General features: G+C 45.1%; 30 protein-coding genes and 1 riboswitch. Of the genes, 8 read left to right on the forward strand and 22 right to left on the reverse strand.

Annotated elements, in window-relative coordinates; genetic code table 11:
* Positions 1 to 91: 91 nt before the first annotated feature.
* From SB658_RS11580 to SB658_RS11645, 14 genes are all read right to left on the reverse strand, one after another.
* A complete protein-coding gene (locus SB658_RS11580; protein ID WP_003228600.1) occupies positions 92 to 229 on the reverse strand; it encodes a YuzK family famiily protein in 138 nt (45 codons plus the stop codon).
* A gap of 193 nt (positions 230 to 422) precedes the next feature.
* Positions 423 to 800: a carboxymuconolactone decarboxylase family protein gene (locus tag SB658_RS11585; RefSeq protein WP_116315890.1), complete on the reverse strand. Its 378-nt coding sequence runs from the start codon at positions 798 to 800 to the stop codon at positions 423 to 425.
* A gap of 285 nt (positions 801 to 1,085) precedes the next feature.
* A complete protein-coding gene (metQ, locus tag SB658_RS11590; RefSeq protein WP_003228595.1) occupies positions 1,086 to 1,910 on the reverse strand; it encodes a methionine ABC transporter substrate-binding lipoprotein MetQ in 825 nt (274 codons plus the stop codon).
* Between the two features lie 13 nt (positions 1,911 to 1,923).
* Positions 1,924 to 2,592 (reverse strand): methionine ABC transporter permease MetP, encoded by a 669-nt coding sequence (gene metP, locus SB658_RS11595; RefSeq protein WP_003228593.1) that lies wholly within the window; start codon positions 2,590 to 2,592, stop codon positions 1,924 to 1,926.
* Entirely contained in the window at positions 2,585 to 3,610 is a 1,026-nt protein-coding gene (gene metN / locus SB658_RS11600; protein WP_003242531.1) for a methionine ABC transporter ATP-binding protein MetN, read from the reverse strand. The genes metP and metN overlap by 8 nt, the downstream gene beginning before the upstream one ends.
* 105 nt (positions 3,611 to 3,715) lie before the next feature.
* A riboswitch (SAM riboswitch) is annotated at positions 3,716 to 3,822 on the reverse strand.
* Positions 3,823 to 3,936: 114 nt separating this feature from the next.
* Complete coding sequence (locus tag SB658_RS11605; RefSeq protein ID WP_003228587.1) at positions 3,937 to 4,281, reverse strand: SCP2 sterol-binding domain-containing protein; 345 nt, start codon at positions 4,279 to 4,281, stop codon at positions 3,937 to 3,939.
* 106 nt (positions 4,282 to 4,387) lie between these two features.
* Positions 4,388 to 4,708 carry a thioredoxin family protein gene (locus tag SB658_RS11610; protein ID WP_003228585.1) on the reverse strand — a complete coding sequence of 107 codons (321 nt, stop codon included), beginning with the start codon at positions 4,706 to 4,708 and terminating at the stop codon, positions 4,388 to 4,390.
* Position 4,709: 1 nt separating this feature from the next.
* Entirely contained in the window at positions 4,710 to 5,072 is a 363-nt protein-coding gene (locus SB658_RS11615; RefSeq protein WP_015483668.1) for a toprim domain-containing protein, read from the reverse strand.
* Between the two features lie 77 nt (positions 5,073 to 5,149).
* Positions 5,150 to 5,386 (reverse strand): YusG family protein, encoded by a 237-nt coding sequence (locus SB658_RS11620; protein WP_003228581.1) that lies wholly within the window; start codon positions 5,384 to 5,386, stop codon positions 5,150 to 5,152.
* 55 nt (positions 5,387 to 5,441) lie between these two features.
* The gene (gcvH, locus tag SB658_RS11625; protein ID WP_003222781.1) at positions 5,442 to 5,825 is read right to left on the reverse strand and encodes a glycine cleavage system protein GcvH; all 384 of its coding nucleotides are present in this window, start codon (positions 5,823 to 5,825) and stop codon (positions 5,442 to 5,444) included.
* Between the two features lie 66 nt (positions 5,826 to 5,891).
* A complete protein-coding gene (locus SB658_RS11630) occupies positions 5,892 to 6,248 on the reverse strand; it encodes an arsenate reductase family protein (protein WP_003222779.1) in 357 nt (118 codons plus the stop codon).
* 110 nt (positions 6,249 to 6,358) lie between these two features.
* The gene (fadE, locus tag SB658_RS11635; protein ID WP_153940235.1) at positions 6,359 to 8,143 is read right to left on the reverse strand and encodes an acyl-CoA dehydrogenase FadE; all 1,785 of its coding nucleotides are present in this window, start codon (positions 8,141 to 8,143) and stop codon (positions 6,359 to 6,361) included.
* A gap of 14 nt (positions 8,144 to 8,157) precedes the next feature.
* Positions 8,158 to 9,333, reverse strand: coding sequence for an acetyl-CoA C-acetyltransferase (locus SB658_RS11640; RefSeq protein ID WP_003228574.1), 1,176 nt, complete (start codon positions 9,331 to 9,333; stop codon positions 8,158 to 8,160).
* A 10-nt stretch (positions 9,334 to 9,343) separates the two neighbouring features.
* Positions 9,344 to 11,713 carry a 3-hydroxyacyl-CoA dehydrogenase/enoyl-CoA hydratase family protein gene (locus SB658_RS11645; protein ID WP_029725907.1) on the reverse strand — a complete coding sequence of 790 codons (2,370 nt, stop codon included), beginning with the start codon at positions 11,711 to 11,713 and terminating at the stop codon, positions 9,344 to 9,346.
* 174 nt (positions 11,714 to 11,887) lie between these two features.
* Here SB658_RS11645 and SB658_RS11650 point away from each other — a divergent pair, with 174 nt between their 5' ends.
* Positions 11,888 to 12,034: a YuzL family protein gene (locus tag SB658_RS11650; protein ID WP_003240817.1), complete on the forward strand. Its 147-nt coding sequence runs from the start codon at positions 11,888 to 11,890 to the stop codon at positions 12,032 to 12,034.
* A gap of 24 nt (positions 12,035 to 12,058) precedes the next feature.
* On the opposite strand, the gene SB658_RS11655 is transcribed toward SB658_RS11650, so the two are convergent.
* Entirely contained in the window at positions 12,059 to 12,967 is a 909-nt protein-coding gene (locus SB658_RS11655; RefSeq protein ID WP_144500533.1) for a proline dehydrogenase family protein, read from the reverse strand.
* A 94-nt stretch (positions 12,968 to 13,061) separates the two neighbouring features.
* Between SB658_RS11655 and SB658_RS11660 the strand changes: the two genes are divergently transcribed.
* The 4 genes from SB658_RS11660 to mdtP all read left to right on the forward strand — a co-directional run bounded on the left by SB658_RS11660 (position 13,062) and on the right by mdtP (position 15,900).
* Positions 13,062 to 13,307: a hypothetical protein gene (locus SB658_RS11660; RefSeq protein ID WP_003228567.1), complete on the forward strand. Its 246-nt coding sequence runs from the start codon at positions 13,062 to 13,064 to the stop codon at positions 13,305 to 13,307.
* 12 nt (positions 13,308 to 13,319) lie between these two features.
* The gene (locus tag SB658_RS11665; protein WP_003222766.1) at positions 13,320 to 13,652 is read left to right on the forward strand and encodes a spore coat protein; all 333 of its coding nucleotides are present in this window, start codon (positions 13,320 to 13,322) and stop codon (positions 13,650 to 13,652) included.
* 158 nt (positions 13,653 to 13,810) lie between these two features.
* Positions 13,811 to 14,278 (forward strand): MarR family transcriptional regulator MdtR, encoded by a 468-nt coding sequence (gene mdtR / locus SB658_RS11670; protein ID WP_015251263.1) that lies wholly within the window; start codon positions 13,811 to 13,813, stop codon positions 14,276 to 14,278.
* Positions 14,275 to 15,900 (forward strand): multidrug efflux MFS transporter MdtP, encoded by a 1,626-nt coding sequence (gene mdtP / locus SB658_RS11675; RefSeq protein WP_015384597.1) that lies wholly within the window; start codon positions 14,275 to 14,277, stop codon positions 15,898 to 15,900. Before mdtR ends, mdtP begins: the two co-directional genes overlap by 4 nt.
* 35 nt (positions 15,901 to 15,935) lie before the next feature.
* Here mdtP and SB658_RS11680 read toward each other — a convergent pair whose 3' ends face one another.
* Together SB658_RS11680 and SB658_RS11685 are read right to left on the reverse strand one after the other, a co-directional pair.
* Positions 15,936 to 16,319, reverse strand: a complete 384-nt coding sequence (locus tag SB658_RS11680; RefSeq protein WP_029318438.1) for a tautomerase family protein — start codon at positions 16,317 to 16,319, stop codon at positions 15,936 to 15,938.
* Between the two features lie 18 nt (positions 16,320 to 16,337).
* Positions 16,338 to 17,078 (reverse strand): SDR family NAD(P)-dependent oxidoreductase, encoded by a 741-nt coding sequence (locus SB658_RS11685; RefSeq protein WP_144500532.1) that lies wholly within the window; start codon positions 17,076 to 17,078, stop codon positions 16,338 to 16,340.
* A gap of 133 nt (positions 17,079 to 17,211) precedes the next feature.
* Between SB658_RS11685 and SB658_RS11690 the strand changes: the two genes are divergently transcribed.
* Positions 17,212 to 18,099, forward strand: a complete 888-nt coding sequence (locus tag SB658_RS11690; protein WP_015714676.1) for a LysR family transcriptional regulator — start codon at positions 17,212 to 17,214, stop codon at positions 18,097 to 18,099.
* 19 nt (positions 18,100 to 18,118) lie between these two features.
* On the opposite strand, the gene SB658_RS11695 is transcribed toward SB658_RS11690, so the two are convergent.
* The 4 genes from SB658_RS11695 to SB658_RS11710 all read right to left on the reverse strand — a co-directional run bounded on the left by SB658_RS11695 (position 18,119) and on the right by SB658_RS11710 (position 21,819).
* On the reverse strand, positions 18,119 to 18,406 hold the full coding sequence (locus SB658_RS11695; protein WP_003228549.1) for a YusU family protein: 288 nt from the start codon (positions 18,404 to 18,406) through the stop codon (positions 18,119 to 18,121).
* Positions 18,407 to 18,430: 24 nt separating this feature from the next.
* The gene (locus SB658_RS11700; RefSeq protein WP_010886609.1) at positions 18,431 to 19,258 is read right to left on the reverse strand and encodes an ABC transporter ATP-binding protein; all 828 of its coding nucleotides are present in this window, start codon (positions 19,256 to 19,258) and stop codon (positions 18,431 to 18,433) included.
* Positions 19,259 to 19,475: 217 nt separating this feature from the next.
* Positions 19,476 to 19,913, reverse strand: a complete 438-nt coding sequence (locus tag SB658_RS11705) for a YusW family protein (RefSeq protein ID WP_029725909.1) — start codon at positions 19,911 to 19,913, stop codon at positions 19,476 to 19,478.
* A 109-nt stretch (positions 19,914 to 20,022) separates the two neighbouring features.
* Positions 20,023 to 21,819 (reverse strand): M3 family oligoendopeptidase, encoded by a 1,797-nt coding sequence (locus tag SB658_RS11710; RefSeq protein WP_144500531.1) that lies wholly within the window; start codon positions 21,817 to 21,819, stop codon positions 20,023 to 20,025.
* 134 nt (positions 21,820 to 21,953) lie between these two features.
* Between SB658_RS11710 and SB658_RS11715 the strand changes: the two genes are divergently transcribed.
* Both SB658_RS11715 and mrgA read left to right on the forward strand, forming a co-directional pair.
* Positions 21,954 to 22,796, forward strand: a complete 843-nt coding sequence (locus SB658_RS11715) for an oxidoreductase (RefSeq protein WP_085185808.1) — start codon at positions 21,954 to 21,956, stop codon at positions 22,794 to 22,796.
* A gap of 89 nt (positions 22,797 to 22,885) precedes the next feature.
* Positions 22,886 to 23,347: a metalloregulation DNA-binding stress protein MgrA gene (mrgA, locus tag SB658_RS11720; protein WP_014477938.1), complete on the forward strand. Its 462-nt coding sequence runs from the start codon at positions 22,886 to 22,888 to the stop codon at positions 23,345 to 23,347.
* A gap of 42 nt (positions 23,348 to 23,389) precedes the next feature.
* Here mrgA and htrB read toward each other — a convergent pair whose 3' ends face one another.
* On the reverse strand, positions 23,390 to 24,766 hold the full coding sequence (gene htrB, locus SB658_RS11725; protein ID WP_032726833.1) for a serine protease Do-like protein HtrB: 1,377 nt from the start codon (positions 24,764 to 24,766) through the stop codon (positions 23,390 to 23,392).
* Between the last annotated feature and the right edge of the window lie 154 nt (positions 24,767 to 24,920).

Below are 24,920 nucleotides of genomic sequence, written 5' to 3' on the forward strand. Positions count from 1 at the left end.
TTCCTCAAGTTTAACAAAGATCAGCACTTTATTAAAGCGATTGAAAAAGAAAAAGAGTGGATTCCCACCCTTTTTTAAAAGATTGATTTTCTCAATAAGCTCCCGCAGAAATCCGCTTGCTTTTTTCATAATCAAGCTCTCTCTGCCGCTCTACTTTCATTCTTGTTTCCAGCCGGCGTCCATATTCCTCGTATCCAATTCCGTGTGACAGCTGCATCGCTTTTTCCATTTCTGACGTATAATCGAGGTTCAGTCTGTCCTGGCTGCTGCAAATAATGAATCAATCCCTTCATATATTTGCTTTTTATTGTACCAGTGCTGCGTTGGATGCCGCAAAAACGATTTGGCGTGAAATAGCGGCAGATGAGACGAAAGCATCCTTTCAGAACAAATGAGAATGGTTTTTCGGAATATTCCTTCTCTTAATGCGTGGTGTTTCCGAATTCCTCAATGCACTGTTGAACGACTGTCACGCCTTGGCTGAAAGCTGCGCCGCCTCCAAATGCCGCTGCCACACTGACGGCTTCGAGAATGTTTTCTTCTGACGCTCCCTGATCAAGACAGCCTTTTGTATGATAGATCATGCAATATTCGTCCTGAGCATTGATGGCAATTCCGAGGGCGATCAGCTGTTTTTCTCTTTCAGTCAGAGAATTCCCGGCAAAGCACTGTTCAGTAAATTCGTTAAATTTTCTTCCCATCAGCGGCATCTTTTGTTCAAATGTGCCTAAACCATGTTTATATTGTTTTAATGCGTTCTGCATGCTTCCTCTGTCTTGATTCAAAGAAAATCCCTCCATCTGTTTAACATTCCTTTTTATTATGAACAGCTTTTAGGAAAATACGCGAAAAAAACCCCGGAATTCTCATCCGAGGTTTCACCGTGTCAGCAAACCCTCGCATTCGTTGTCAGACCTGCGCGTTGGTGCTCACGAATTGCAACATTCGCTCCGCTCCAATGCTCGGCCTTCCTAGACTTCAAGGGTTTTCAATCACGCTGAAAAGATGACAAAGCCCTAAAACGAATATCGTTTTAGGGCTTTGTCAATAATTGAACCCCGGAATTCTCATCCGGGGTTTCAGTCTTATTCAGATACAGGAAGCACAGCTCCGTCGTATTTTTTCTCGATGAAGTCTTTGATCTTTTTAGAGTGAAGAACTTCCATCAGCGCTTTGATTTTTGCAGAATCTTCTTCGCCTTTTCTTACTGCGATGATGTTAGCGTATGGGTTGTTTTTCGTTGATTCTACTTCAATTGCGTCTTTTTTAGGATTTAATTTATTTTGGATCGCATAGTTTACATTGATGAAGACCGCGTCTCCTTCTTTGTTTTCATATGCTTTTGCCGTTAATTCAGGCGCTACTTTTTTGAATTCAAGGTTTTTCGGGTTTTTCTTAATGTCTTTCAATGTTGCGTCAACTGTTTCCACTTTAGAATCAAGAGTGATTAATCCAGCGTTTTCAAGCATTGCAAGCATACGGCCTTGTTCAGCAACGTTGTTTGTCAGAATGATTGTCGCACCGTCTGGAAGGTCTTTCAGTGATTTGTATGTTTTAGAGTAAATACCGAATGGCTCTAAGTGAACAGCGCCGGCATTCACAAGTTTGTAATCTGTGTTTTCTTTCATTTCTTGCTCAAGGTAAGGAATGTGCTGGAAGTAGTTCGCGTCCACTTCTTTATCAGCTAAAGCTTTATTGTACATTTTATAATCACTAAGAACTTTCACTTTCAGCGTATAGCCTTTTTCTTTCAGCAATGGTTCAGCTTCTTTTAAAATTTCCGCATGCGGTGTTTTCGTTGCCGCAACGACAATTTCTTTCTTGCCGGATTCAGCGCCGTTATTCGAACCGCAGGCAGCCATAACTCCTGCAAATACAAGCAGTAATGCACCCAAAAATAGCTTTTTCAATGTAAATCCTCCCTTATCGTTTGTCTATAATATTTGTTATTAGATCACCGATGATTTGAATAATAAACACGATGATTAAAATAAACACAGTAGCAACGAAGGTAACATCAGCGTTATTAGACTGATATCCTTCTACGTACGCAAGGTTTCCAAGGCCTCCTGAACCAATGGCTCCGGCAATTGCCGTTGAGCCGATCAAAGCGATGGCAGTAACCGTAATGCCAGAAATAAGAGCAGGCATTGATTCCGGAATCAGCACTTTGAAAATAATCGTAGACGTTTTCGCGCCCATTGATTTAGCGGCTTCAATCACACCTTTATCCACCTCACGCAGCGCGATTTCAACAAGGCGCGCGTAAAATGGTGCCGAGCCGATTACCAGCGCCGGCAATGCGGCGTTTGGCCCTAAGATCGTGCCGACTAAAAATTTCGTAAAACCTAATAGTAAAATAATTAAAATAAGGAACGGAATCGATCTGAATATGTTAACAACGGCCGCAATCACAGAGTTGACCGCTTTATTCTGCCAGAGGCTTCCTTTGCTCGTCAGAAAGAGCAGCAAGCCGAGGATGACCCCGATGACAAAAGCAAACAGTAAAGAAATCAGCGTCATATAAAGTGTTTCATATGTCGCGTTCCATAATTCAGTTAAATCAACGTTCGGGAAGTATTTTTCAAACATTCGTGATCACCTCTGCTTTCACCTGTTTGTCATTAATGAATCGGATCACGTTTTGCACTTCTTCCTCGTCCCCGTCAATGTGGATGAACAGTGAACCGTAAGCCCCATCCTTCGTCTGCGAAATTTTCCCTTGCAGAATATTGACGCTGACATTGAAGTTTCTGATCATCTCTGTAATCAGAGGCTGTTCAGCTGACTCACCGACAAATGTGAGCTGAACCATTTTTCCTGATGCTGTATCATCAAGAAGGTGCTGAAGCGTCTCTTTCGTTTCTTCCGGCTCTGTCACCTGCTGAACAAATCGTTTTGTCATTTGTTCCTTTGGATTTTTAAAGACATCGAGAACCTCGCCTTCTTCGACCACCTTGCCGTTTTCCATGACGGCGACTCTGTTGCAGATTTTGCGGATGACATGCATTTCGTGCGTAATCAGCACAATCGTCAAACCGAGTCTTTCATTAATATCGGACAATAGATCCAGAATTGAATCTGTCGTTTGCGGATCTAATGCTGATGTCGCTTCGTCACAAAGAAGAACCTTCGGATTGTTTGCAAGCGCTCTGGCAATTCCGACACGCTGCTTCTGCCCGCCGCTCAGCTGAGACGGATATGATTTTTCTTTTCCTTCTAAACCTACCAGTTTAATCAGTTCATTGGCGCGCTTGATCCGCTCGCTCTTTTTCACCCCGGCAATTTCTAAAGGAAACATGATATTATCTCTGACAGTCCGCGACCAAAGCAAATTGAAATGCTGGAAAATCATACTGATCTCATGGCGTGCTTTTCTTAAACCGCGTCCATTTACTTCATTAATCTTGGTTCCCGCCACTTCCACGGTTCCTGAGGTTGGTTTCTCAAGGCCGTTCAGCAGACGGATTAAGGAACTCTTACCAGCTCCGCTATATCCTATAATTCCAAAAATCTCACCTTTTTTAATGGAAAGCGAGACGTTTTGGACAGCATTGACATCTCCATGTTTCGACTTGTAAACTTTTGAAACATCCTGAAGATTGATCAAAGCAATCACCTGCCTTAACACTATTCTAAGAAATCTTCCGGTTTTTTCTGCAAAAGAAAAGCCTTTCTGCACACTTGAGCAGAAAGGCTTATATAAAATGCCTTTCTCTCATCTTTCAAAGCTGAACGCTTCGTGTGAATTGGCACCATTTCAACAGTGTTGATGGTTGCCGGGCTTCATAGGGCACTTCCCTCCACCTCTCTTGATAAGAGAAATATATAGTCTTTTTCGTCCGGAAATTCTTAATGTAGAATAGCACGGCGAATGATTAAATGTCAATAAAATAAATGATGTCAACTTTTACTATTATAATAATTTATTATTTTTTAATTTTTTAAAATCCTCTGAAAAAATCCATTTGTCAGCCAGAGAATGGCTTCCAGCTTTAACAGGGCCCTGAATGACCCCTTTACTTTGAGGCTTCCGCTCTGAATCAGGTGCTGAAGGGAAATGTCTCCGTGCAATAAATCAATAATTTCCGTTTGGTTTCCGTAAAAGGTCAGGTTGGACGTTTGGGGCGGAGAAACTTTTTTCATTTCTCCCTGTTCGTTTATTGAGACGGTTAAGGCTTCTGCTTCTCCTTGGAAGGTAATGAGCAATGTTGAGGCATTCAAAAGGGGTTTTAAAAACAGATGCTGATACTCATCCTCTAAAACTTCCGCTTTCTCCATATGTACAACCTCCTATTTGTTGGTCATACATACACATTTCTCTCTTTGTCGCAAGAACCCCTTTATAAAACGAACGACAATTTCATTGGATATGCTGAGAAATATGTCATAAATGGGATGCGGAAGATGATTTTTGTTTGATCAGCTCATATAAATAAGAAACGGAATGAAATGCATATCCTCTTTCGACCATCTTTCCGCCTTTAAACAGCAGAAAACAAGGGACGCTTTCAATTTGATACGCTTTTGCGAATGTCGGAGAGTAATTGACATTGTTTTGATAGAAGGCGACATCCGGCAGCATTTCTTTCACCACTGTCAGCATTTTGCTTGCAAGCTGGCAGGTGCCGCAAAACGGAGTATATAAATATAGAAGGTACACATCATCTTCAATGTGATCAAGTTCGTGTTCTTGGAGTTCTTTCATGCTATACACCTCGGGACTTTCTTTCAAGAAAAATAGTATGGACATTCAGATTCGCACGCAGCAATACAGAGGCGACATGGTGCCTGGGCGCAGCCGCTACTTCCTTATAGGCTCTGTCGATATGGAGATGGCAGGCTTCATTAAATTCACGCTTCAGCTGTTTTCTCAATTTCTCACCTGATTCATCAGCATCAACTAATATATAGACGTCTTTATCATAAAGCTCGTCAGCCAATTCCTCGAGCCTCAGCTGGCTGATTGTTCCGTTTGTGCAGATAATGCGCACCGGTTCATTCAGGACGCTTTCGATTTTCTCTTTATCTGATTTCCCCTCGACAATCATAACCTTTTCCAGCTCATCCATCTTCATCTTGTTCACCTGCCGCGTCAAATTTGAAACGTTCAGATTGTAAAAGAAGGCAGTGAAATTCACCGCCAACATTAACACCAGCCGTTTTCGTAGTCACAATCTACATATTTTGCGTCGTCTCCAGAGACCACATCGGCTGTCTTATAAAATTTCTCATTTTCAAAGGAATAACCGGACTTAAGCTCATATTCATTCATGCTTGTCATTTGGCCGATCATCTCATTATCATGATATAACGAGAGCCGGCCATTTTGAAAGCGGCCTGTCACGTCATTGGTGACATCGAGCTTTTGTTTGTCGAAAGCCATATTGGACACCTCCCATAACGTTAGCGTGTCCAATTGCTTTTACGGCTATCCTGTTTTAGTCTTCTTGTGTCATCTCTTCGTATTGCTCTGCTGTCATCAGTTTTTCAATTTCAGAAGCGTCAGATGGCTCAACGACGATCATCCATGCTTTTTCGTACGGAGATTCGTTGACGAATTCCGGACTGTCATCAAGATCTTCGTTTACTTCCACAACCGTTCCGTTAATCGGTGCATAAAGCTCAGATACCGTTTTAACGGATTCAACACTGCCGAATGGCTCGTCCGCTTTGATTTCAGCGCCCACTTCAGGAAGTTCGACAAACACGATGTCGCCTAGTTCGGACTGGGCAAAATGCGTAATTCCGATTCTGGCTTTTTCTCCTTCAACTTTTACCCACTCGTGTTCTCCTGAGTAACGCAAATCTTTTGGTATGCTCAATTGAATCCCTCCATTTTTTACAGCACTACAATAAGAAGATACCACACTTTTCAAAAAAAATTTACATTAAGCCCAGTTTTCTTCAAATTGGTCTTCTTTAAATCCGACAGTCACTTTTTCGCCATCTGTTGTAAGCGGGCGTTTGATCAGCATACCATCTGAAGCCAGCAGCTCGAGCTGTTCGTCCTCTGACATGTGATACAGCTTTTCCTTGAGATTGAGCTCGCGGTATTTCATGCCGCTCGTGTTGAAAAATTTCTTGAGATCCAGCCCGCTTTTTTCATAAAGCGCTTTTAATTCTTCTTTGCTTGGCGGCTGCTCAGCAATATGTATTTCGTTTATTTCTTTTCCATGCTCTTCAAGCCACTTCTTTGCTTTGCGGCACGTTCCGCATTTAGGGTACCAGTAAAAAGTTAACGACATCTTCTTCCCCCTCAATAAAATAATCGAGGTTATTTTAACACAGTTTGTTTTAAAAACCTAAAACAGTGCTTCTTAAAAAAGAGCTCCGCGCATTCGGAGCTCTAGGCCAATCAGACAGTATATTTCTCAGCCTCAAAAATGCCTGCCGCCGCCTCGCGTTTTTTCTGAATCACGTTTTTAGGCGTTACGCGCGTCAGCTTGCGCAGAGCGGAAAGCATCATGCGGAGTGAATCTCCTTCTTCCATTGCGATAAGGGATTCCTTCGCATGCGCTTCAATTTCGTTAAAGGCCTCTTGAACGAAAATTTCTGTGTACAGCACCTTTTGCGCTGCTTTTTCAGCGCCTTGTGCGGCAATGGCCTTTTCCGTTCTGAGCACGGCTGATTCCATTGCGTATACATTGCTGACGATATCCGCTACGTTCACGAGAATTTCTTGCTCACGATCGATCGCTTTTCCGTATTTTTGCGCGGCTAGGCCGGCAGCAAACAACGCAATTTTTTTGGCTTGCTTGACGATATATTTCTCCTGCTCTAAGACGCCGCTTCCAGGCTCTTCAGGCATAAGCATCATGAGTTCTTCCTGCAGCGACTGCGCTTTTTCGAATAAAGGCAGCTCGCCTTTAAGCGCTTTTTTCAGGAAGGTGCTTGGCACGATTAACCTGTTGATTTCGTTTGTGCCTTCAAAAATCCGATTGATCCTTGAATCCCTATAGGCCCTTTCTACTTCGTACTCCTGCATAAAGCCGTAGCCTCCATGAATCTGCACGCCTTCATCAACGATATAATCAAGCGTTTCAGAGCCGAATACCTTATTCAGAGAGCATTCGATGGCGTATTCCGCAATCGATTTGGCGATTTGCCGGCCGTCCTTGAGATCTTCGGCCGTGAACTGGCTCATATTGTCTTCAAACAGCCCGACGGTTCTGTATACAGAGCTTTCCATCGCATACAGCCTTGAGGCCATTGTCCCGATTTTTTCCTGTGTTAATGAAAAACCAGCAATCGGCGTTTTAAATTGGCGGCGCTGATTTGCGTATGCCGCAGACAGCTCGATGACGCGTTTAGATGCGCCGATTGTGCCAACCGCCAGTTTGTAACGGCCGATGTTTAAAATATTAAAGGCGATGACATGCCCTTTGCCGATTTCTCCGAGCAGGTTTTCCTTTGGCACTTCAGCTTGATCCAGAATGAGGGTTCTTGTCGATGATCCCTTGATTCCCATTTTCTTTTCTTCCGGTCCCGTGGAGACACCCGGGAACTCTTTTTCTACAATAAAGGCTGAAAACTTGTCGCCGTCTACCTTAGCGTAAACCACAAATACATCGGCAAAAGCAGAGTTGGTAATCCACTGTTTTTCCCCTGTTAATACATAATGGGTTCCTGCTTCATTCAGCACAGCTGTTGTTTTTGCTCCAAGTGCATCAGACCCAGAGCCAGGCTCAGTCAGAGCATAAGCGGCGATCTTTTCGCCTGAAGCGAGTCCAGGCAAATATTTTTTCTTTTGTTCTTCTGACCCGAAAAAGACGATCGGCAAGGAACCGATACCGACATGCGCGCCATAAGAAAGAGAAAAGCTTCCCGCACGCGAAAATTTCTCAGTGATGAGTGCCGAGCTGATTTTATCAAGGCCGAGCCCGCCGTATTCTTCCGGCACATCGGCGCCAAGCAGCCCTAGTTCGCCCGCTTTCTTCAACAGTCTGACAGAATGCTCGAATTGATGGTTTTCGATATCATCTATATGAGGGAGAACATCTTGCTCGATATAATCCTCTGTTGTTTTCGCAATCATTTTATGCTCGTCAGTGAGATCCTCCGGTGTATACATTTGATCGTATGTGACATCCTCGATTAAAAATCCGCCGCCTTTTTGTACTTCAGCCGCTTTTTTTGCCATTTGTTTTTCCCCCTTTAGCATAATTCAAATACACCGGCCGCTCCCATCCCGCCGCCGATACACATGGTCACGACTCCAAATTGCTCGTTTCTCCGTTTCATTTCATGGATGAGTGAGAGTGTAAGCTTTGTGCCCGTACAGCCAAGCGGGTGTCCAAGCGCGATTGCGCCCCCGTTGACATTCACTTTTTCTTCATCAATTCCCAATTCCCTGATTACTTGAATGGCCTGTGAGGCAAAAGCTTCATTCAGTTCAAACAAGCCGATGTCCTGCAGCTGAAGTCCGGCAAGCTTCAAAGCGCGTGGAATCGCTTCCACCGGTCCGATTCCCATCACTTCCGGCGGCACGCCGCCTACTGCAAAGGAACGGAATTTCACAAGCGGGGCCAGGCCAAGAGCATCGGCTTTTTCCCGGTCCATCAGCATGACAGCCGCCGCTCCGTCACTTGTCTGCGAGGAATTGCCCGCAGTCACCGTCCCGTCAACGGAAAAGGCCGGGCGCAATGTCGATAAGATGTCTGCAGTCGTTTGCGGGCGAACACCTTCATCCTGAGAAAACACAAACTGTTTTTCCATAGGCTTATGGTCTTCTCCGATTTCTGTCACCGTCACTTCTACGGGTACAATTTCATCTTTAAATTTTCCTTCTGCAAGGGCTTTAGCAGCGTTTTGATGGCTGCGAACGGCAAACGCGTCTTGATCCTCACGGGAGACGCCGTATTTTTTCGCGACTTGCTCGGCTGTGTGGCCCATGCTCATATAATATTCCGGTGCCTTTTCTGCCAAAGCAAGGTTCGGACGGGTAACATGCCCCATCATCGGAACTTGCGACATGGATTCTGCTCCGCCGGCGATCGCTGTATCGTAGGCGCCCAGCATAATTTTTTCTGCTGCATATGCAATAGACTGAAGGCCTGAAGAGCAATAACGGTTAACTGTAATCGCTGGAACCGTGTACGGCAGGCCCGCGAGCGCACCGATATTTCTCGCCATATTAAGCCCCTGCTCCGCTTCAGGCGTTGCACAGCCAATAATCAAATCGTCAATATTGCCTTCGTAACCGCCTGCCCGTTTCAGTGTCTCTTTGACACAAATCGCTCCCAAATCATCCGGGCGAACGGTGGCCAACGATCCTTTTTTTGCTTTTCCAACCGGTGTTCTTGCACCTGACACAATGACTGCCTCTTTCATAAGCTCCCTCCTAATTCCGTAAAGGTTTACCTTTCACAAGCATATGCTGCATTCTCGCTTGAGATTTTGCCTCTCCTGCCAAACTCAAAAACGCTTCTCTTTCGATCTCCAATAAATACTCTTCATCAACCTCTGTACCAAACGGCACTTTTCCGCCCGCAATGACATAAGCGAGTTTTTTCGCGATCTTGAAATCATGCTCAGATATATAGCCGGACAGCTTCATCTGCTCAGCGCCAAGCAAGAGTGCCGCATAACCGGTTTCTCCCGGCACCTTGACCTTTTCTTTTACAGGCGGCCGCCAGCCGGTATCGTATAAAGATGCGGCCAGCTGCTTCGCATCGTATAACAGGTGGTCTTGATTCACGCTGATCTGATCCGTTTCTTTTAAGATGTTCATCTCACGAGCCTCTTGAGCGGAAGCGGACACTTTCGCCATCGCAATCGTTTCAAATGTTTTCATTGCCGCATTCATCGGATCAAGGCCGCGGCGAAGATGATTGATGTACAGCTCTTTGTTACCTCCTCCGCCAGGGATGAGGCCGACACCTGATTCAACAAGGCCCATATAGGCTTCGCTTGCCGCTTGAGTACGCGCCGCAGGCAGGCATACTTCCGTTCCTCCGCCGAGCGTCATGCCAAATGGCGCGGCGACGACCGGTTTCGCACTGTATTTGATCTTCATCATCGTCTCCTGAAAACGGCGGATCACAAAATCAACTTCCAAAAAGTTGTCATCTTGGACTTCCATTAAGATCATGGCGAGATTCGCGCCGACGCAGAAATTTTTCCCTTGATTGCCGATGACAAGCCCCTTGTAATTCCGTTCTGTTTCCTCTAATCCTTTGTGGATCATTTGAATGATATCAAGGCCGATCGCATTGCTTTTCGAATGAAATTCAAGAAGGGCCACATCATCTCCAAGGTCAATTAAGCTTGCTCCGCTGTTTTTCGCAATCACGCCTTTTGTTTCTTTAAGTGCTTGTAAATGAATTCGTTTTTTGTTTTCTTTCACGGCTCTGTATTCGCCGCGGTCATAATAAAATACCGTTCCGTTCTCTTTGATGTAGAAGGTTTCATTTCCTTTGTCCAGCATCTCTTTTATCCAGCCAGGCATATCTGCTCCAAGCTGCTCGAGCTTTTCCGCTGACTGCTTGAGGCCGATGGCGTCCCACATCTCAAAAGGTCCCAGTTCCCAGCCGAATCCCCACTTCATGGCTTGGTCAATCGCATGAATATCATCGGCAATCTCGCCAAGCAGCTCGGCTGAGTAAAGCAGGGTTTGAGATGTGATATTCCACAGCAATCGGCCGGCTCTGTCATCCGAATAAATAAGCGCTTTCATTTTGGCTTTTGTCCCTTTTGCCTGTTTTGCCGCTTCAAGTGCCGGTGTTTTCATTTTTGTCCGCTCGCCGTAAGTAAGCGTCACTGGGTCAAGCTCATAAATCGTTTTTCCTTCTTTTTTATAAAAGCCTTGGCCGGCCTTGCTTCCGATCCACCCTTTTTCCAGCATATCGTTCATGAAGCTTGGAAGGCGAAACACTTCTTTTTCATCGCCATCAGCTTTGTCATACACATTTCGGGCAACGTGGGCGAATGTATCGAGACCGACCACATCAAGCGTTCTAAAGGTAGCGCTTTTCGGCCTGCCGATCAGCGGTCCTGTGATCGAATCAACCTCCCCGACCTGATAGCCGCCTTTCAGCATTTCTTGGACTGTCACGAGAAGCCCGTACGTCCCGATGCGGTTTGCGATAAAGTTCGGTGTGTCCTTTGCTGTAACAACGCCTTTCCCGAGGACATTTTCTCCGAAAGCTGTCATAAACTTTAAAATATCAGGATCCGTTTCCTTAATCGGAATGATCTCCAGCAGCTTTAAATAGCGTGCGGGATTAAAAAAATGCGTTCCGAGAAAATGGGCTTTAAAATCATCCGACCGGCCTTCAGCCATTTCCTGCACTGATATGCCGGATGTGTTGCTTGAGACGATGCTTCCAGTCTTTCGATGTTCATCCACAAGAGCGAAAATTTTCTTTTTGACTTCAAGGTTTTCGACAACGACCTCAATAATCCAATCTGCTTCTTTCAGTTTTTCTGCATCATCCTCCAGATTGCCCGGTGTAATATAGGAGGTATTTTTCGCTGATGTGAGGGGAGCGGGCTTTTGTTTCAGCAGTTTTTTCACCGCCTGCCGGCTCAGCCTGCTGCGCACCTCCGGACTGTCCTTCGTCAGCCCCTTTTTTTCCTCTTCCTTTGTCAAATCGTTCGGCACAATATCTAGCAGCAGGACAGGAATTCCGATGTTAGCCAAATGCGCCGCAATCCCGGAACCCATTACCCCCGATCCTAAAACGGCTGCCTTCCGAATGTGTTTGTGCATGAGATATCCCCCTTGAACATTGAATGAATAGTCATTCATTTTTTGACTAAAAAAAATGAAACCCGTTTCTTCTTTTATCTTAAAAGATTTCCGGTTCGACTTCAATAGCTAATTTGTTATTTTTTTGTATGAAGCCTATAAAAGTCGGGCAACTTAAGCCCGGAGGTGAAGGGAATGGTACGAGAGAAAAAAAATCCGTCTTCAGCGGCAGTCAGCGCGGCGAGCGTAAAGGGAGATGCCGGTCCGACTCAGCATTACGGCGGCGGAAAACGGACAAGTCAAAATCAGCAGTATAAAAAACATAACATGGAACAATCATAATGCAGCTGCTTCCCGCGGCTGCTTTCACTTTTTCAAAATTCCTTTTAACACAAACGCTGCATTGGCAGGCCGCTCGGCAATTCTTCTCATAAAGTAGCTGAACCAGTCCGTTCCATATGGGACATACACACGCATTCTGTAGCCTTCCTTGGCGAGTTCCTTCTGACGCTCCGGCCTGATGCCGTATAGCATTTGAAACTCAAATTGCGACGCGGGGATTTGATGTTCGGCGACAAGCTGTTTCGTAAATGCAATGATGTCATCGTCATGTGTGGCGACAGCCGTGTAGTTCCCGCTTAACAACTGCAGCTTTATTAAGCTCTGAAAATGAAGGTCCGTTCCTCTTTTGTCGGGAAACGCTACAGCCGGAGATTCTTTATAAGCTCCTTTTACAAGTCTGAGATTCGGCTTTAAGTCCCGCATCTTTCTGATATCTTCTGCCGCCCGGTACAAATACGCCTGAATGACCGTGCCGAGCTTCTCAAATTCCTGTTTGCATTGCCTGTAAATAGAAAGTGTCTGTTCATAATGAGAATAGTCTTCCATATCAATGGTCACAGCAACATCATATTGCTTCGCAACGGAAAGAATGGCGCGCAAATGAGTAAGAGCAAGTTCTTCTGAAAGATCGAGCCCGATTGAGGTCAGCTTAAGTGAAAGCTCTGAGTCCAATTGATGTTCGGCAATGGCTTGAATGGCTTTCTTGCATTCCTCTGCGACTTGGTTTGCTTCTTTTTCCGAAGCTGCATACTCGCCTAAATAATCAATTGTTGCACACAAACCGGATCTGTTTAGCCTTTTGACGGTCTTAACCGCCGATTCAATCGTATCCCCTGCGACAAACCTTCGTGCTCCAAGCCGCGTTCCGTATGCTTTTGCGAACTTGGTAAGTGTTTTATTTTGAGATAAGAATAAAAACACATGTCTCAACATCCGACTCCCTCCCGCCGTCATCTTCAAAACACCTGTATATAACTCCCAGTCTGAAGGAAACTATAAAATGAACAGAAACCAAAGGAGGATCACAATGGATAATCAGCAGCAATCTCAAATGCCGCCTTCCGTTATTTCGACAAAGGATCATTTGTATCTCAATGACATGCTGAACTGGAATTTGCTCGCGATGAAGAAAGCGCATTTCATGGCGCAGCAGTGCCAGGATCAAACGTTAAAGCAAGAACTCGACCGCGTCGGACACATGCATCATGATCACTATCAAAGAATATTAAAGCACCTGCAGCCAGGCCAGCAGCAGTCCGGCTACATCCAATAAGGAGGCGCCAGAATGAATCAGCAAAATCAAAAAATCAGCAACCCGCAGACACCTGTACCGACAACATCGGAAATGAATGACAGAGATTTCGTCAACGAATTGCTGACAACCGAAAAATACATGACAACAGCTTATTGCACTGCCTTGCACGAATTCAGCCACGAGTCTCTTTATCAGGATATTCAATCCATTTTTGATGAGTCACAAAAAGCGCAAAGAAAACTATATGATCTCATGTTCCAATATGGATGGTATTCTGTTGAAGCGGAGGATGCACAAAAGCTGCAGCAGTCCTATCAAAAATTCCAGCAGACCATTCAGCAGCAGTCTCCTTATCAGCAATAACAACATTAGTAAAAAGGATACGATGTTCTTTCGGGCATCTATCCTTTTTTTGTGTAAAATCAGTTGACTTTTCATTTACGCTTATTTATATTTAATAAGCATTAACTATTTTGTCATTAAAATATATATACAGTGTATGTAACAGAGGGGAAATGAATATGAAGAGTGCGGATCAGTTAATGTCCGATATTCAATTATCGCTTCAGGCGCTCTTTCAAAAGATACAGCCTGAAATGCTGGAAAGCATGGAGAAACAAGGTGTCACCCCAGCGCAGCTGTTTGTGCTGGCCAGCCTAAAGAAACACGGCAGCCTCAAAGTTTCTGAAATTGCCGAGCGTATGGAGGTGAAGCCAAGCGCGGTGACGCTGATGGCAGATCGCCTTGAACAAAAAAATCTTATCGCCAGAACACACAACACAAAAGACAGGCGAGTGATTGATCTCAGTCTTACTGACGAAGGAGACAGAAAGTTCGAGGAGGTTTTGGCGGGCAGAAAAGCCATAATGGCGCGCTATCTTTCCTTTTTGACGGAGGAGGAGATGCTGCAGGCGGCGCATATTACAGCAAAGCTCGCACAAGCAGCAGAAACGGATGAAAAGCAAAACATGAAAAGAGGAAACGGATGAAAATGAGTAAAGAAGGCAAACAATCAAAACGAACGTTATTAATAACAGGCTTAATTATTGCCATGTTTTTTTCAGCCCTTGACGGTACCATTGTCGGAACGGCCATGCCGAAAATTGTCGGTGATCTGGGCGGTTTGAGCATGATGACCTGGCTGACAACTGCATATTTGTTAACATCAACAACCATTGTTCCAATTGCCGGTAAACTGGCTGATTTATTGGGACGCCGCATTGTCTATGTATCAGGTTTGATTATTTTTATGGCCGCTTCTGCTTTGTGCGGAATGGCCAACAACATGACGGAATTGATTATCTTCCGTGGACTGCAGGGCATCGGCGGAGGCATCATGATGCCGATGGCGATGATTGTCATCGGTGACTTGTTCACAGGAAAACAGCGTGCTAAATTCCAAGGTGTCTTTGGCGCAATTTACGGGCTGGCTTCAGTGATTGGGCCGCAAATCGGCGGCTGGATTGTAGACTCGTTAAACTGGAAATGGGTTTTCTATATTAACCTGCCAGTCGGAATTATTGCGGTTATTTTTATTGCCAGAGGATTACAGGGACGCCAGCAGACTGGTCCGATCAACTTCGATATCGCTGGTATTTTCACAATGATTGTCGGTGTGGTCAGCCTCCTGCTCGCCTTAAGCTTTGGCGGAAAAGATTATGCATGGGATTCATGGCAGATTCTTGGGTTGTTCGCTCTCGCACTGATCGGCATTGTCAGCTTTATCATCGTAGAATCAAAAGCAAAAGAGCCAATCCTGCCAATGTATTTATTTAAAAACAGAACATTTACATTTCTAAACTTGATCGGCTTCTTTATGAGTATCGGTATGTTTGGCGCCATTACGTTTGTTCCTTTCTTTATGCAGGGAATTGTCGGTGTAAGTGCGTCTGAATCGGGTACAATTATGACACCGATGATGATTTCTATGATTATTACAAGTATCATCGGCGGACAGCTTGTTTATAAAATTGGGATTAAACCGCAAATCATTACAGGCATGCTGGTTATGGCCGGCGGATTCCTGCTGTTAACGACATTGGATCTCGACACGAGCAAGCTTGTCGCTACATCTTTTATGGCGATTATTGGTCTGGGAATGGGTCTTGTTATGCCGATTCTGACATTGGCTTTACAGGAAAGCTTTTCGAAGGAGGAGCTTGGAGTTGTCACTTCATCCAGCCAATTCTTCCGTTCTATCGGCGGAACATTCGGCATTACCATGCTGGGAGCCGTAATGAATGCGAGATCAGGAAATCTATTAACAGATAAATTGGTGCCATATTTAGACTCTCTTCCGGCACAGGCAAGCTCGTTTGCCGCCCAGCTAAAGGGTATGATTGATACAAATCCGCAAGGGCTGCTGCAATCGCTGTTCAGTCCGGACGCGGTCAAACAAATCCCTGCGGCTTTCTCATCCCATATTGTGCCGATTTTAAAAACATCGTTGATGGATTCGCTCCACAGCGTGTTTTATACGGGCCTGATCTTTATCGCAGTCGGAGCCGTATTCACCTTGTTCTTAAAACCTATCAAGCTATCAAATAAGAAAACGGAAGACCAACAAGAAAAAGAGAAAGCGGCAAAAGCCGTTGAATCACCTTCCCATTAATAGAGCACCCCGCGGGTATCAATCCGCGGGGTTTTTTATTCAATCATCTGGGCTCTTCCATTTCCGAAAGACCAATCCTCAGCCTGATTTCCGGCCAGCATGATAAACACATCTTCTTTTCTGACGCCAAGCTCGGAATGAATCCGGCTCGCGATTGAGCGGTAAAGTGCTTTTTTCTGTTCAGTTGTTCTTGACTGTTTCAGTGTAAAATGAATGTATATCAGTTCATCAGTACGCTCGACTTGGAGATAAAATGGATCATAAAAAAATTCGCTTTTTTCATATTGTCTGATGACTTGGAAATAGTCATCTTCCGGCACATTGATTTCTTCAATCATCGATTGGTGGATAGTCCTGCTCAGTTTTTGAAGCCACACTTCGCTTCTTCCCGACCGTAAATGAATCTGTACAAATGGCATCTCCCCGCATCCCTTTCTTTACAGCGTCTGTCCGCTGTCAATTGTGATAATTTGGCCTGTGAGTGATTCCTGTTCAATTAGTGAACAAATCAATTTGGCAACATCATCTGGTTCAGCAATACACTGCAGCGGCAAAGAGCCGATCATGCTTTTCATTTTTTCTTCCCGGCCGGCCCACCATCTCGTTGCCACAGCTCCTGGTGCTACACCGCTCACTCTGATTTCAGGCGCTAAGGCGTGGGCCAATGATTTCGTTAAACCGTGCACCGCTGATTTTGATACTGCGTAAGGCATAGATGAGCCGGCACCAGTTACCCCTGCGATGCTGCCGACGTTTACGATCGCCCCGGCCTTGCTTTTCTTCATGAACGGAACCACTGCCCGCGCGCAGAAAAACATCCCTTTCACATTGACGGCATACAGCTCATCCCATATGTCTTCTGTCGCAGCCTCAAGATCATCCATTGGAATATGCCGTGTAATGCTGGCATTGTTGACTAAAATATCAACCGTGCCGTGTGTGTTCACGATTGCTTGAATCATATCCTGCACGTCACTGTTTTTGGATACATCTGCTTGGATGGCGAAGGCTTGCCCGCCAGCTTTTTTAATCATTTCCACTGTTTCCTCCGCTTCTGATTGCGAGCGTGAATAATTCACCGCCACAATCGCCCCGCGCTTTGCCAATTCCATACTGGCTGCTTTTCCGATTCCTGTGCCGCCCCCCGTTACGAGAGCTATTTTGTTCAAGACATTCATTGCCGCCACTCCTTGCTGTTGACTAAAGTATATTTCTGATTCCATTGTAATCCAGCTTTGATGTTACGTATAATGATTGTTAAAGATACTAGATATCACTTAGATTGATAGCAAACGAACGGAGGAGTTCAAAATGGAAAGCGGAGATTTACGTGTGTTTCAAATGGTAGCTCGTGAAGGAACCATTACGAAAGCAGCCCTGCAGCTTGGCTATGTACAATCGAATGTCACGGCCAGAATTCAGCAATTGGAAGCTGAGCTGGGTACCACACTGTTTTTGCGCCATAATCGGGGCATGACACTTTCTGCAAGCGGAAAATTGCTGCTGGACTACGCAAATAAAATTATCGGCCTGCTTGATGAAGCGTCTAAAGCGCTCTCATCCTCCGCAGAACCAAGCGGGCCGCTTATGATCGGCTCCACTCAGACAACCGCCGCGGTAAGGCTTCCAAAGCTCCTGGCATCTTATTATGAAGAACATCCAAACGTCCAGCTATCTTTAACAACAGGACATACGCAATTTCTCCTTGATAAAGTTCTTCGTTATGAATTGGATGGCGCGTTTATCGGATGCGAATGCCATCATCCTGAGCTCGAATCCTATCCTGCGTTTGAGGAAGAACCAGTAGTTGTTTCGGCTGCCTCCGTGCCCGATGTTGAGGAAGCCATCACAAAGCCGATTCTCGTTTACAGCACAGGCTGTTCGTATCGAGAAACACTTGAAAAATGGCTGCGCTCCGTCGGTGTCACACAGCCGGTCATTATGGAATTTGGGACGCTTGAAGCAATTATCGGCGGGGTTACAGCAGGTCTTGGCATCTCGTTGCTGCCAAGAACGGTTGTGCAGAAACATGAAGCAGAAGGATCAATTCGATTGTACCCGCTGCCTGAAGCGCTCAGCCAGATGAAAACAGAGTTTATTGTTCGAAAAGATTCGTTTATCAGCAGCGCGCTGAGAACCTTTATGGATTCCTTTACGCCAGATAAAACGGCTGAATCACAAAAAAGCAGTCTGCTATAATGAACAGACTGCTTTTTGGCTATTGTTTGTTTCGATGCGCTTCATTTAATTCCTTAATATGCTGAATGATCTCTTTAATGCCCTGCTTCGCGTCGGGGTATGTCGCATTCCAATGCTTAGCGAGCGGAGGCATGCTTTTGGCTATATGGGTGTACAAAATCCATTGCTTCACTTCTTCTTTTAGCTCATCGTTTGTTTCACCAAGCAGAAGCTCAGTATACTTCTCCAGCAATCCATCAAGCTGCTCCTGAAGTTTTTGTTCCATTTTCCATCTTCCTTTCGAAAAAACAGCAAGGAGCTTTCTCAATTGAAAGCTCCTTCGCTGCGTTATTTATCCATGTGATGTGAAAGCCGCTTCCTGGACAATGCATCTGCCCCTGCCATGAGGAATGCAAAGAGGCGTTCCGAAGAGCGGGTCCTGTGTAACCTGACAGTTCATAGAAAACACATTTTGCACAAGATCACAAGTGATGACCTCTTCCGGACGGCCTTCTGCATAAATCCGTTTATCTTTTATGGCCACAAGATGATGCGCATAGCGGCACGCCAAGTTTAAGTCATGGAGAACCATAACAATCGTCCGGTCTTCCTTTTCATTCAGCTCAAACAGCAAATCAAGAATTTCAATTTGATGCGTCATGTCTAAATACGTCGTCGGCTCGTCAAGAAGGATGATATCCGTTTCCTGGGCAAGCGTCATCGCGATCCAAGCCCGCTGGCGCTGTCCGCCTGACAAAGAATCAACGGCACGGTCAGCCATGTCCTCAAGCTTTGTTGCTTTAAGCGCTCTTTCAACTGCTTCCTCATCCTCTTTTGACCACTGCTTCAGCCAGTTTTGGTAAGGATATCTTCCTTGCTTCACCAGCTGATGCACCGTCAGCCCCTCTGGAGCCGAAGGACCTTGGGGCAGGATTGCGAGCTCTTTTGCGACTTCCTTCGTCGGAAGCTTGGCAATCGCTCTTCCTTCCAGCAGCACTGAACCGCCTCTCGGCTTCATCAGGCGCGCTAATGAACGTAAAAGTGTCGATTTTCCGCAGCCATTGCTGCCAATAAATACGGTAATTTCACCTTTGGGAATTGTTAAATTCAACTCATCAATAATAACGGCATCCCCGTATCCTAAGCTCAGCGTTTCTGTAGAAATTGCACTCATACCCATAACCGCTCCTTTTTGCTGGCTTTTTAGCAGCACTATGTATTGCACGTTTTCTATATACATGCTTTTAAGTCAATTGTCATCAATGCAAATGATTCCGATATTCAGCCATTTGATATGGTCATATATCCCTCATTGTAGCAGAAAACACTGACTTTGAAAATCATTTTCAATTAGTTTTATGGACATAATTGACGTTTATGGGTTTTTTATCACAAGATTACTTCTTGATTTCTCTGATGGAGCCGTCCTTCAGCTTCAATTTTAAATCGATATGATCATAATGACTGTCCAGATTAAATGCTGCCAGCACACTGTGTATCACTTCTGTTTCAGCCATTTGGTCTGTTACGGAAAGCTCGCTCAAAATCATTTTCATCTCATCTAACGCTTCTTCTCCTTCCTGATTGACACCGGAGAGCTTATCCTGTATTTCCGCTTTTTCCTGAGTCCCGTTCTTTGTATAGATTCCTTCATAACGGTTATGCTCACCATCCCCGTAGCTCACACGAAGCGAAAAATTACTGTAGGGAACGGACTTCAGCTGGGTGACGGCTGTATTTTCTCCTTCTGCCTGATGCTGGTCTTCATTGAAACGGCAGCCCGCAATCAGAACCACTGCGAGACATACAGCCCCGGCTGCTCTGACCAAATGCATATGTTTCCCCCCTGTAGGATTCCATTTATTTTAGGTATATCCAGAGAATGAAATCCTCATTCAGAGAAGAATTGAAAAAGCCGGGGCATTTAACGCCACGGCTTTTTCTTTAAGATTCGGTCATTTGCAAAAAGGTTTCGGCGTCACGCACAGCCAGCTTGATGGCATTCTCCCAAAAATCACGCTTCGTGATGTCAGCGCCCAAATGCTTCATCGCCAAATCCTCCACTGTCATAGAAGCAGTATCGCGCAATAGCGCCATATACTTCTCTTCAAATGCGTTTTTTTCTTCAAGCGCCAGCGCGTAAATGCCAAGAGAAAATAGGTAGCCGAATGTATAAGGGAAATTGTAAAACGGCACCCTCGTGATGTGAAAGTGAAGTTTTGATGCCCAAAAAAGCGGATGATATTCTTCTAACGCATTGCAGTATGCCTCTCTTTGTGCCTCTTCCATCAGCTCATTCAAGCGGCTGGCCGGTACCACTCCCCGCTTTCGTTCCTCGTAGAATCTCGTTTCGAATAGAAATCTTGCGTGAATGTTCATGAAGAACGCAACACTTCTTTGCACTTTATCCTCCAGAAGAACAAGCTTCTCTTCCCTCGTCTCGGCCTGCTGGACAGTCGCGTCCGCGACTATCATCTCTGCAAACGTTGAAGCTGTTTCTGCAACGTTCATGGCGTAGGAACGGTTTAACGGCCTGACGTCGAGCATTGCTTCCTGATGGAACGCGTGCCCGAGTTCATGCGCAAGAGTAGAGACATTTGAGGCGCTGCCCGAAAATGTCATGAAAATTCGGGATTCCCCGCTGTCCGGAAAACTGGTGCAAAAGCCGCCGACTCTTTTTCCGCTCCTGTCTTCCGCCTCAATCCAGCCGTCCCGAAACGCTTTTTCAGTGAATGAGGACAGTTTTTTGCCAAACGTTGAAAACTGGCTGGTAATGATATTTGCGGCTTCATCATACGAATAGACCTTTCCGTCAGAACCGATCGGTGCCTCGACATCGTACCAGCTGAGTTTTTCAAGGCCGAGCATGGATGCTTTCCGGTTCAAAAACTGAACGAACGGCTTCTTGTTTTCAGTGATGACCTGCCACATCGTATCAAGTGTTTCTTTTTTCATCCTGTTAATTTGCAGCGGTTCCTTCAGGACATTCTCCCAACCGCGCGCTTTATAGGTTTCAAGCCGGAATCCCGCCAAATGATTCAGCGTGCTGCTGAAAATATCTTGCTTACTCTCCCAAGCTTGGCGGAAACGTTCATATACTGTTTTTCTGACAGTACGGTCTTGATGGTCCATCATATTCTCCGCCTGACCGACAGACAATTGCTTGTTTTCACCGTTTTCCTCATACGGGATCGTCATTTTCCCGACAATCATATTGTATAAGTCACTCCAAGCGTGATATCCGTCCACCGCAAGGTTCCCGATCAGTTTTTCTTTACCGGGGCTAAGCTTTTCGGCAACCCTCTGTCTTCTTTCATTTAATATGTAAGAAACATCGCGCAATCCCGGTTTTGTTAACAATTCATTCCACACTTCTTGATCAATGTCCACAAGTTTATGATCTAATGTAACGAGCGACGATTGAAAATCTGCGGAAAGCCGGTTCATGAGTGCCTGATGCTCTATAGCCTTTTGATCATTGATATTCTGGGCCTGAAGACAGGCAACAAACGCGCCGGCCTGCTGAAGCTTGACGGATGTCTGTTCGAATAAATCAAGCAACGCGGTCAGCCCTTCAGCCTCTTCAGGCGATTCAGGCACCTGAAACGCATCAGTCCTGTCTTGAAATGCACGCAGACTTTGTGACAGCTTCTCAATATAACCTTTGAATTCTTCCGATTGGCTCCCGCCCTTAAAAAATGAATCAAGATCCCATCTTTGGCCTACCCCTTGCAGCGCCATATCACAAAACCCCTTTCCTTCTTTCGTTCTATTATAGAACAATTCTGAATTGTTGTATAAAAATTTCTTTTTACAGGCGTCATCTCCTGTTCAGGATAGTACAATAGCTGTAGCAGTTTAATAGGAGGGATAGGATGAATAAAAAAATAGCAATCGTAACGGGAGCGTCCAGCGGCTTCGGTCTGCTGGCAGCTGTAAAGCTTGCCCGATCATTTTTCGTGATAGCCACATCAAGACAGCCTGAAAAAGCGGAACAGCTTCGAGAATTGGCTGCAGCACACAATGTGTCTGATTCCATTCTCATTACAGCTCTCGATGTCACCGATGAACAATCTATAGTCTCATTCGGAAAAGCCGTTAGTGCTTACGCCCCGATCGACTTACTCGTTAACAACGCCGGAACAGCTTATGGAGGATTTATCGAGGATGTGCCGATGGAACATTTCAGACAACAATTTGAAACGAATGTCTTCGGTGTGATCCATGTGACAAAAACCGTTCTCCCTTACATAAGAAAGCATGGCGGCGCAAAGATTATAAACGTGAGCAGCATCAGCGGACTGACCGGATTCCCAGCGCTGTCACCATATGTTTCTTCTAAGCATGCATTGGAAGGTTTTTCTGAAAGCCTACGTATCGAGCTGCTTCCGTTCGGTATCGAAACCGCTTTGATCGAGCCGGGCTCATACAAGACATCGATCTGGTCAACGTCATTATCAAATTTTATGTCGGTGCCTGCTGACGATTCAGCCTATCATCAATACTATAAAAAGATCCTTTCCTACGTTGAAAAAAACGGAGAAGAAAGCGGAGATCCCCAAGAGGTTGCCGACCTCATTTATCAATTGGCAACAAAACAGCATATCAAGAAATTGCGATACCCGATCGGAAAGGGCATCAAGCTCACCCTGCTGTTCCGATCGCTTTTTCCTTGGTCTGCGTGGGAGTCTATCCTGAAGAAAAAGCTATTCAGCTGATCTAAATTATAATTATTATAATTTAGTATTGATTTTTATTTAGTATATGATATAATTAAGTCAACAGATCACAAGGAGGATGTTATCTTATGAAAACTGAAAACGCAAAAACAAATCAAACATTAGTTGAGAATTCAATGAACACACAATTATCAAACTGGTTTCTTTTATACTCTAAGCTCCACCGTTTTCATTGGTATGTGAAAGGGCCTCATTTCTTTACATTGCACGAGAAATTTGAAGAACTTTATGACCATGCGGCTGAAACAGTGGATACCATCGCTGAGCGCCTGCTGGCGATTGGCGGACAGCCTGTTGCCACAGTGAAAGAATACACTGAGCATGCATCTATCACAGACGGCGGAAACGAAACATCAGCTTCAGAAATGGTACAAGCATTGGTAAACGACTACAAACAAATCAGCAGCGAATCTAAATTTGTGATCGGCCTGGCTGAAGAAAATCAAGACAATGCGACAGCGGACTTGTTTGTCGGATTAATTGAAGAAGTTGAAAAACAAGTGTGGATGCTTTCCTCTTACTTAGGATAAAAAAAGCTGAACCCTATTTGGGTTCAGCTTTTTGTTTTTTTCTTAGCTTGAACTGCTTTCTGTCTGCTTGGTCAGTGTCGCGTTCAACGTTTTCGTTTTTCCCTTTCGCAGCACTTGGATTGTTGTTTTATCTCCGACTTTTAAGTCTTTGTAAAGGATCTGACGGATATCCGCACTGCTTTCCACGTCTTTACCGTTTAGTTTGACAATGACATCCTCAGATTTAATACCTGCTTTTTCTGCCGGCGAATTTGCTTGAACTTCTTTTACATAAACACCTTTGCCCAATTGATCTCCAAACAGGCCGAGCGTATTTTCCTGATAGGTTTCAGGAACTTGTGACATGTCAATCATCTGCACGCCTAAAAACGGACGGTCCACCTTCCCGTTTTGCAGCAGCTGGTCAACAATCGGCTCGACATCATTGCTTGGGATCGCAAATCCAAGTGATTCCACGCCGCTTTCGCTCACCTTCAAGCTGTTGATGCCGATGACCTGGCCGCTTGCATTGATTAATGGGCCTCCGCTGTTCCCCGGATTGATCGCTGCATCGGTTTGCAGCACGTTCATTTCCACCGTCCCTTGTGTTGTATCCACATCAATTGTCCGGTTCAGTCCGCTAATGATGCCTTGTGTCACCGTACCGGAAAACTGCTGTCCGAGCGGGTTACCGATAGCGATTACCTTTTCGCCAGTGCGCAGCTGTGAAGAATCACCAAAGCTCGCCACTTTTTTGACGTTCTTGCTGCTGATTTCCAAAACTGCCAAATCAGTAATGGTATCGCTGCCGACAAGCTTGGCAGTTTCCGTTTCTCCGTTGTATAGCGTAACAGTCAGCTTGTTCGCGCCTTCAACGACATGGTTGTTTGTAATGATATACGCTTTATCGCTGTCTTTTTTGAAAATAACACCTGACCCGGTTCCGCTTTCACTTTCTGAGCTGGAGCCTCCTCCCGTGCCGAATGTGTTATTTTGAGAGGTTTGGATATTTGAGATTCCGACAATCGTAGGCTCTAAATCCTCTACCATATCAGCGATGTTTGATGCGTTCGTTATCGGCGCCGTTGTAAAATTATCAGACTGCACCTGTTTATTTGCGGAAGCGGTTTCGGTCGCCTGATTTTGGTCTGACGGCAGATAAGGCGCGATGCCAAGCATGAGGCCCCCGCCGATAATACCGCCTAAAATCGGGCTCAGCCATGCGGCTCTCCGTTTCTTTTCTTTTTTCACAGCCGTTTCTTGCTTTTCCATTTCTAAAGCAGAAGCCGTTTCCTGCCGTCCCGCTTCATACGACACAGGCGCGTCAAGCAATTCTTGTTCAGAATGTCCAATCAGCTTCTGGTTTTCTGTATTCTGCTGTTCTGTATGTGAAGGTTCAGTTTGATGTTGATCGTTTTGGCCATCACGTCGATAATCCATGTTCTTACACTCCTTTAACGGTTATTCATTTATCGTTACATATTCATCGCATGTACAAGTTCAATTGTCCCAATAATGAGGAGAAAAGCAAAGCACCAAAATAGAATATGTTTGATCATCCTACATCTTCCTCGCTCTTTTTCTCTTCCTTTCT

The organism is Bacillus sp. SIMBA_008 (assembly GCF_046535495.1).
GTDB lineage: Bacteria > Bacillota > Bacilli > Bacillales > Bacillaceae > Bacillus > Bacillus subtilis.

Coding starts and splice junctions, on each gene's coding strand:
- SB658_RS11580 (WP_003228600.1), bottom strand. CDS start 229: ATGGAAAAAGCGATGCAGCTGTCACACGGAATTGGATACGAGGAATAT.
- SB658_RS11585 (WP_116315890.1), bottom strand. CDS start 800: ATGGAGGGATTTTCTTTGAATCAAGACAGAGGAAGCATGCAGAACGCA.
- metP (WP_003228593.1), bottom strand. CDS start 2,592: ATGTTTGAAAAATACTTCCCGAACGTTGATTTAACTGAATTATGGAAC.
- SB658_RS11605 (WP_003228587.1), bottom strand. CDS start 4,281: ATGGAGAAAGCGGAAGTTTTAGAGGATGAGTATCAGCATCTGTTTTTA.
- SB658_RS11610 (WP_003228585.1), bottom strand. CDS start 4,708: ATGAAAGAACTCCAAGAACACGAACTTGATCACATTGAAGATGATGTG.
- SB658_RS11615 (WP_015483668.1), bottom strand. CDS start 5,072: ATGGATGAGCTGGAAAAGGTTATGATTGTCGAGGGGAAATCAGATAAA.
- SB658_RS11620 (WP_003228581.1), bottom strand. CDS start 5,386: ATGGCTTTCGACAAACAAAAGCTCGATGTCACCAATGACGTGACAGGC.
- SB658_RS11630 (WP_003222779.1), bottom strand. CDS start 6,248: ATGTCGTTAACTTTTTACTGGTACCCTAAATGCGGAACGTGCCGCAAA.
- fadE (WP_153940235.1), bottom strand. CDS start 8,143: ATGGCAAAAAAAGCGGCTGAAGTACAAAAAGGCGGCGGATTTTTAATC.
- SB658_RS11640 (WP_003228574.1), bottom strand. CDS start 9,333: ATGAAAGAGGCAGTCATTGTGTCAGGTGCAAGAACACCGGTTGGAAAA.
- SB658_RS11645 (WP_029725907.1), bottom strand. CDS start 11,713: ATGCACAAACACATTCGGAAGGCAGCCGTTTTAGGATCGGGGGTAATG.
- SB658_RS11650 (WP_003240817.1), top strand. CDS start 11,888: ATGGTACGAGAGAAAAAAAATCCGTCTTCAGCGGCAGTCAGCGCGGCG.
- SB658_RS11655 (WP_144500533.1), bottom strand. CDS start 12,967: ATGTTGAGACATGTGTTTTTATTCTTATCTCAAAATAAAACACTTACC.
- SB658_RS11660 (WP_003228567.1), top strand. CDS start 13,062: ATGGATAATCAGCAGCAATCTCAAATGCCGCCTTCCGTTATTTCGACA.
- SB658_RS11665 (WP_003222766.1), top strand. CDS start 13,320: ATGAATCAGCAAAATCAAAAAATCAGCAACCCGCAGACACCTGTACCG.
- mdtR (WP_015251263.1), top strand. CDS start 13,811: ATGAAGAGTGCGGATCAGTTAATGTCCGATATTCAATTATCGCTTCAG.
- mdtP (WP_015384597.1), top strand. CDS start 14,275: ATGAAAATGAGTAAAGAAGGCAAACAATCAAAACGAACGTTATTAATA.
- SB658_RS11680 (WP_029318438.1), bottom strand. CDS start 16,319: ATGCCATTTGTACAGATTCATTTACGGTCGGGAAGAAGCGAAGTGTGG.
- SB658_RS11685 (WP_144500532.1), bottom strand. CDS start 17,078: ATGAATGTCTTGAACAAAATAGCTCTCGTAACGGGGGGCGGCACAGGA.
- SB658_RS11690 (WP_015714676.1), top strand. CDS start 17,212: ATGGAAAGCGGAGATTTACGTGTGTTTCAAATGGTAGCTCGTGAAGGA.
- SB658_RS11700 (WP_010886609.1), bottom strand. CDS start 19,258: ATGGGTATGAGTGCAATTTCTACAGAAACGCTGAGCTTAGGATACGGG.
- SB658_RS11705 (WP_029725909.1), bottom strand. CDS start 19,913: ATGCATTTGGTCAGAGCAGCCGGGGCTGTATGTCTCGCAGTGGTTCTG.
- SB658_RS11710 (WP_144500531.1), bottom strand. CDS start 21,819: ATGGCGCTGCAAGGGGTAGGCCAAAGATGGGATCTTGATTCATTTTTT.
- SB658_RS11715 (WP_085185808.1), top strand. CDS start 21,954: ATGAATAAAAAAATAGCAATCGTAACGGGAGCGTCCAGCGGCTTCGGT.
- mrgA (WP_014477938.1), top strand. CDS start 22,886: ATGAAAACTGAAAACGCAAAAACAAATCAAACATTAGTTGAGAATTCA.
- htrB (WP_032726833.1), bottom strand. CDS start 24,766: ATGGATTATCGACGTGATGGCCAAAACGATCAACATCAAACTGAACCT.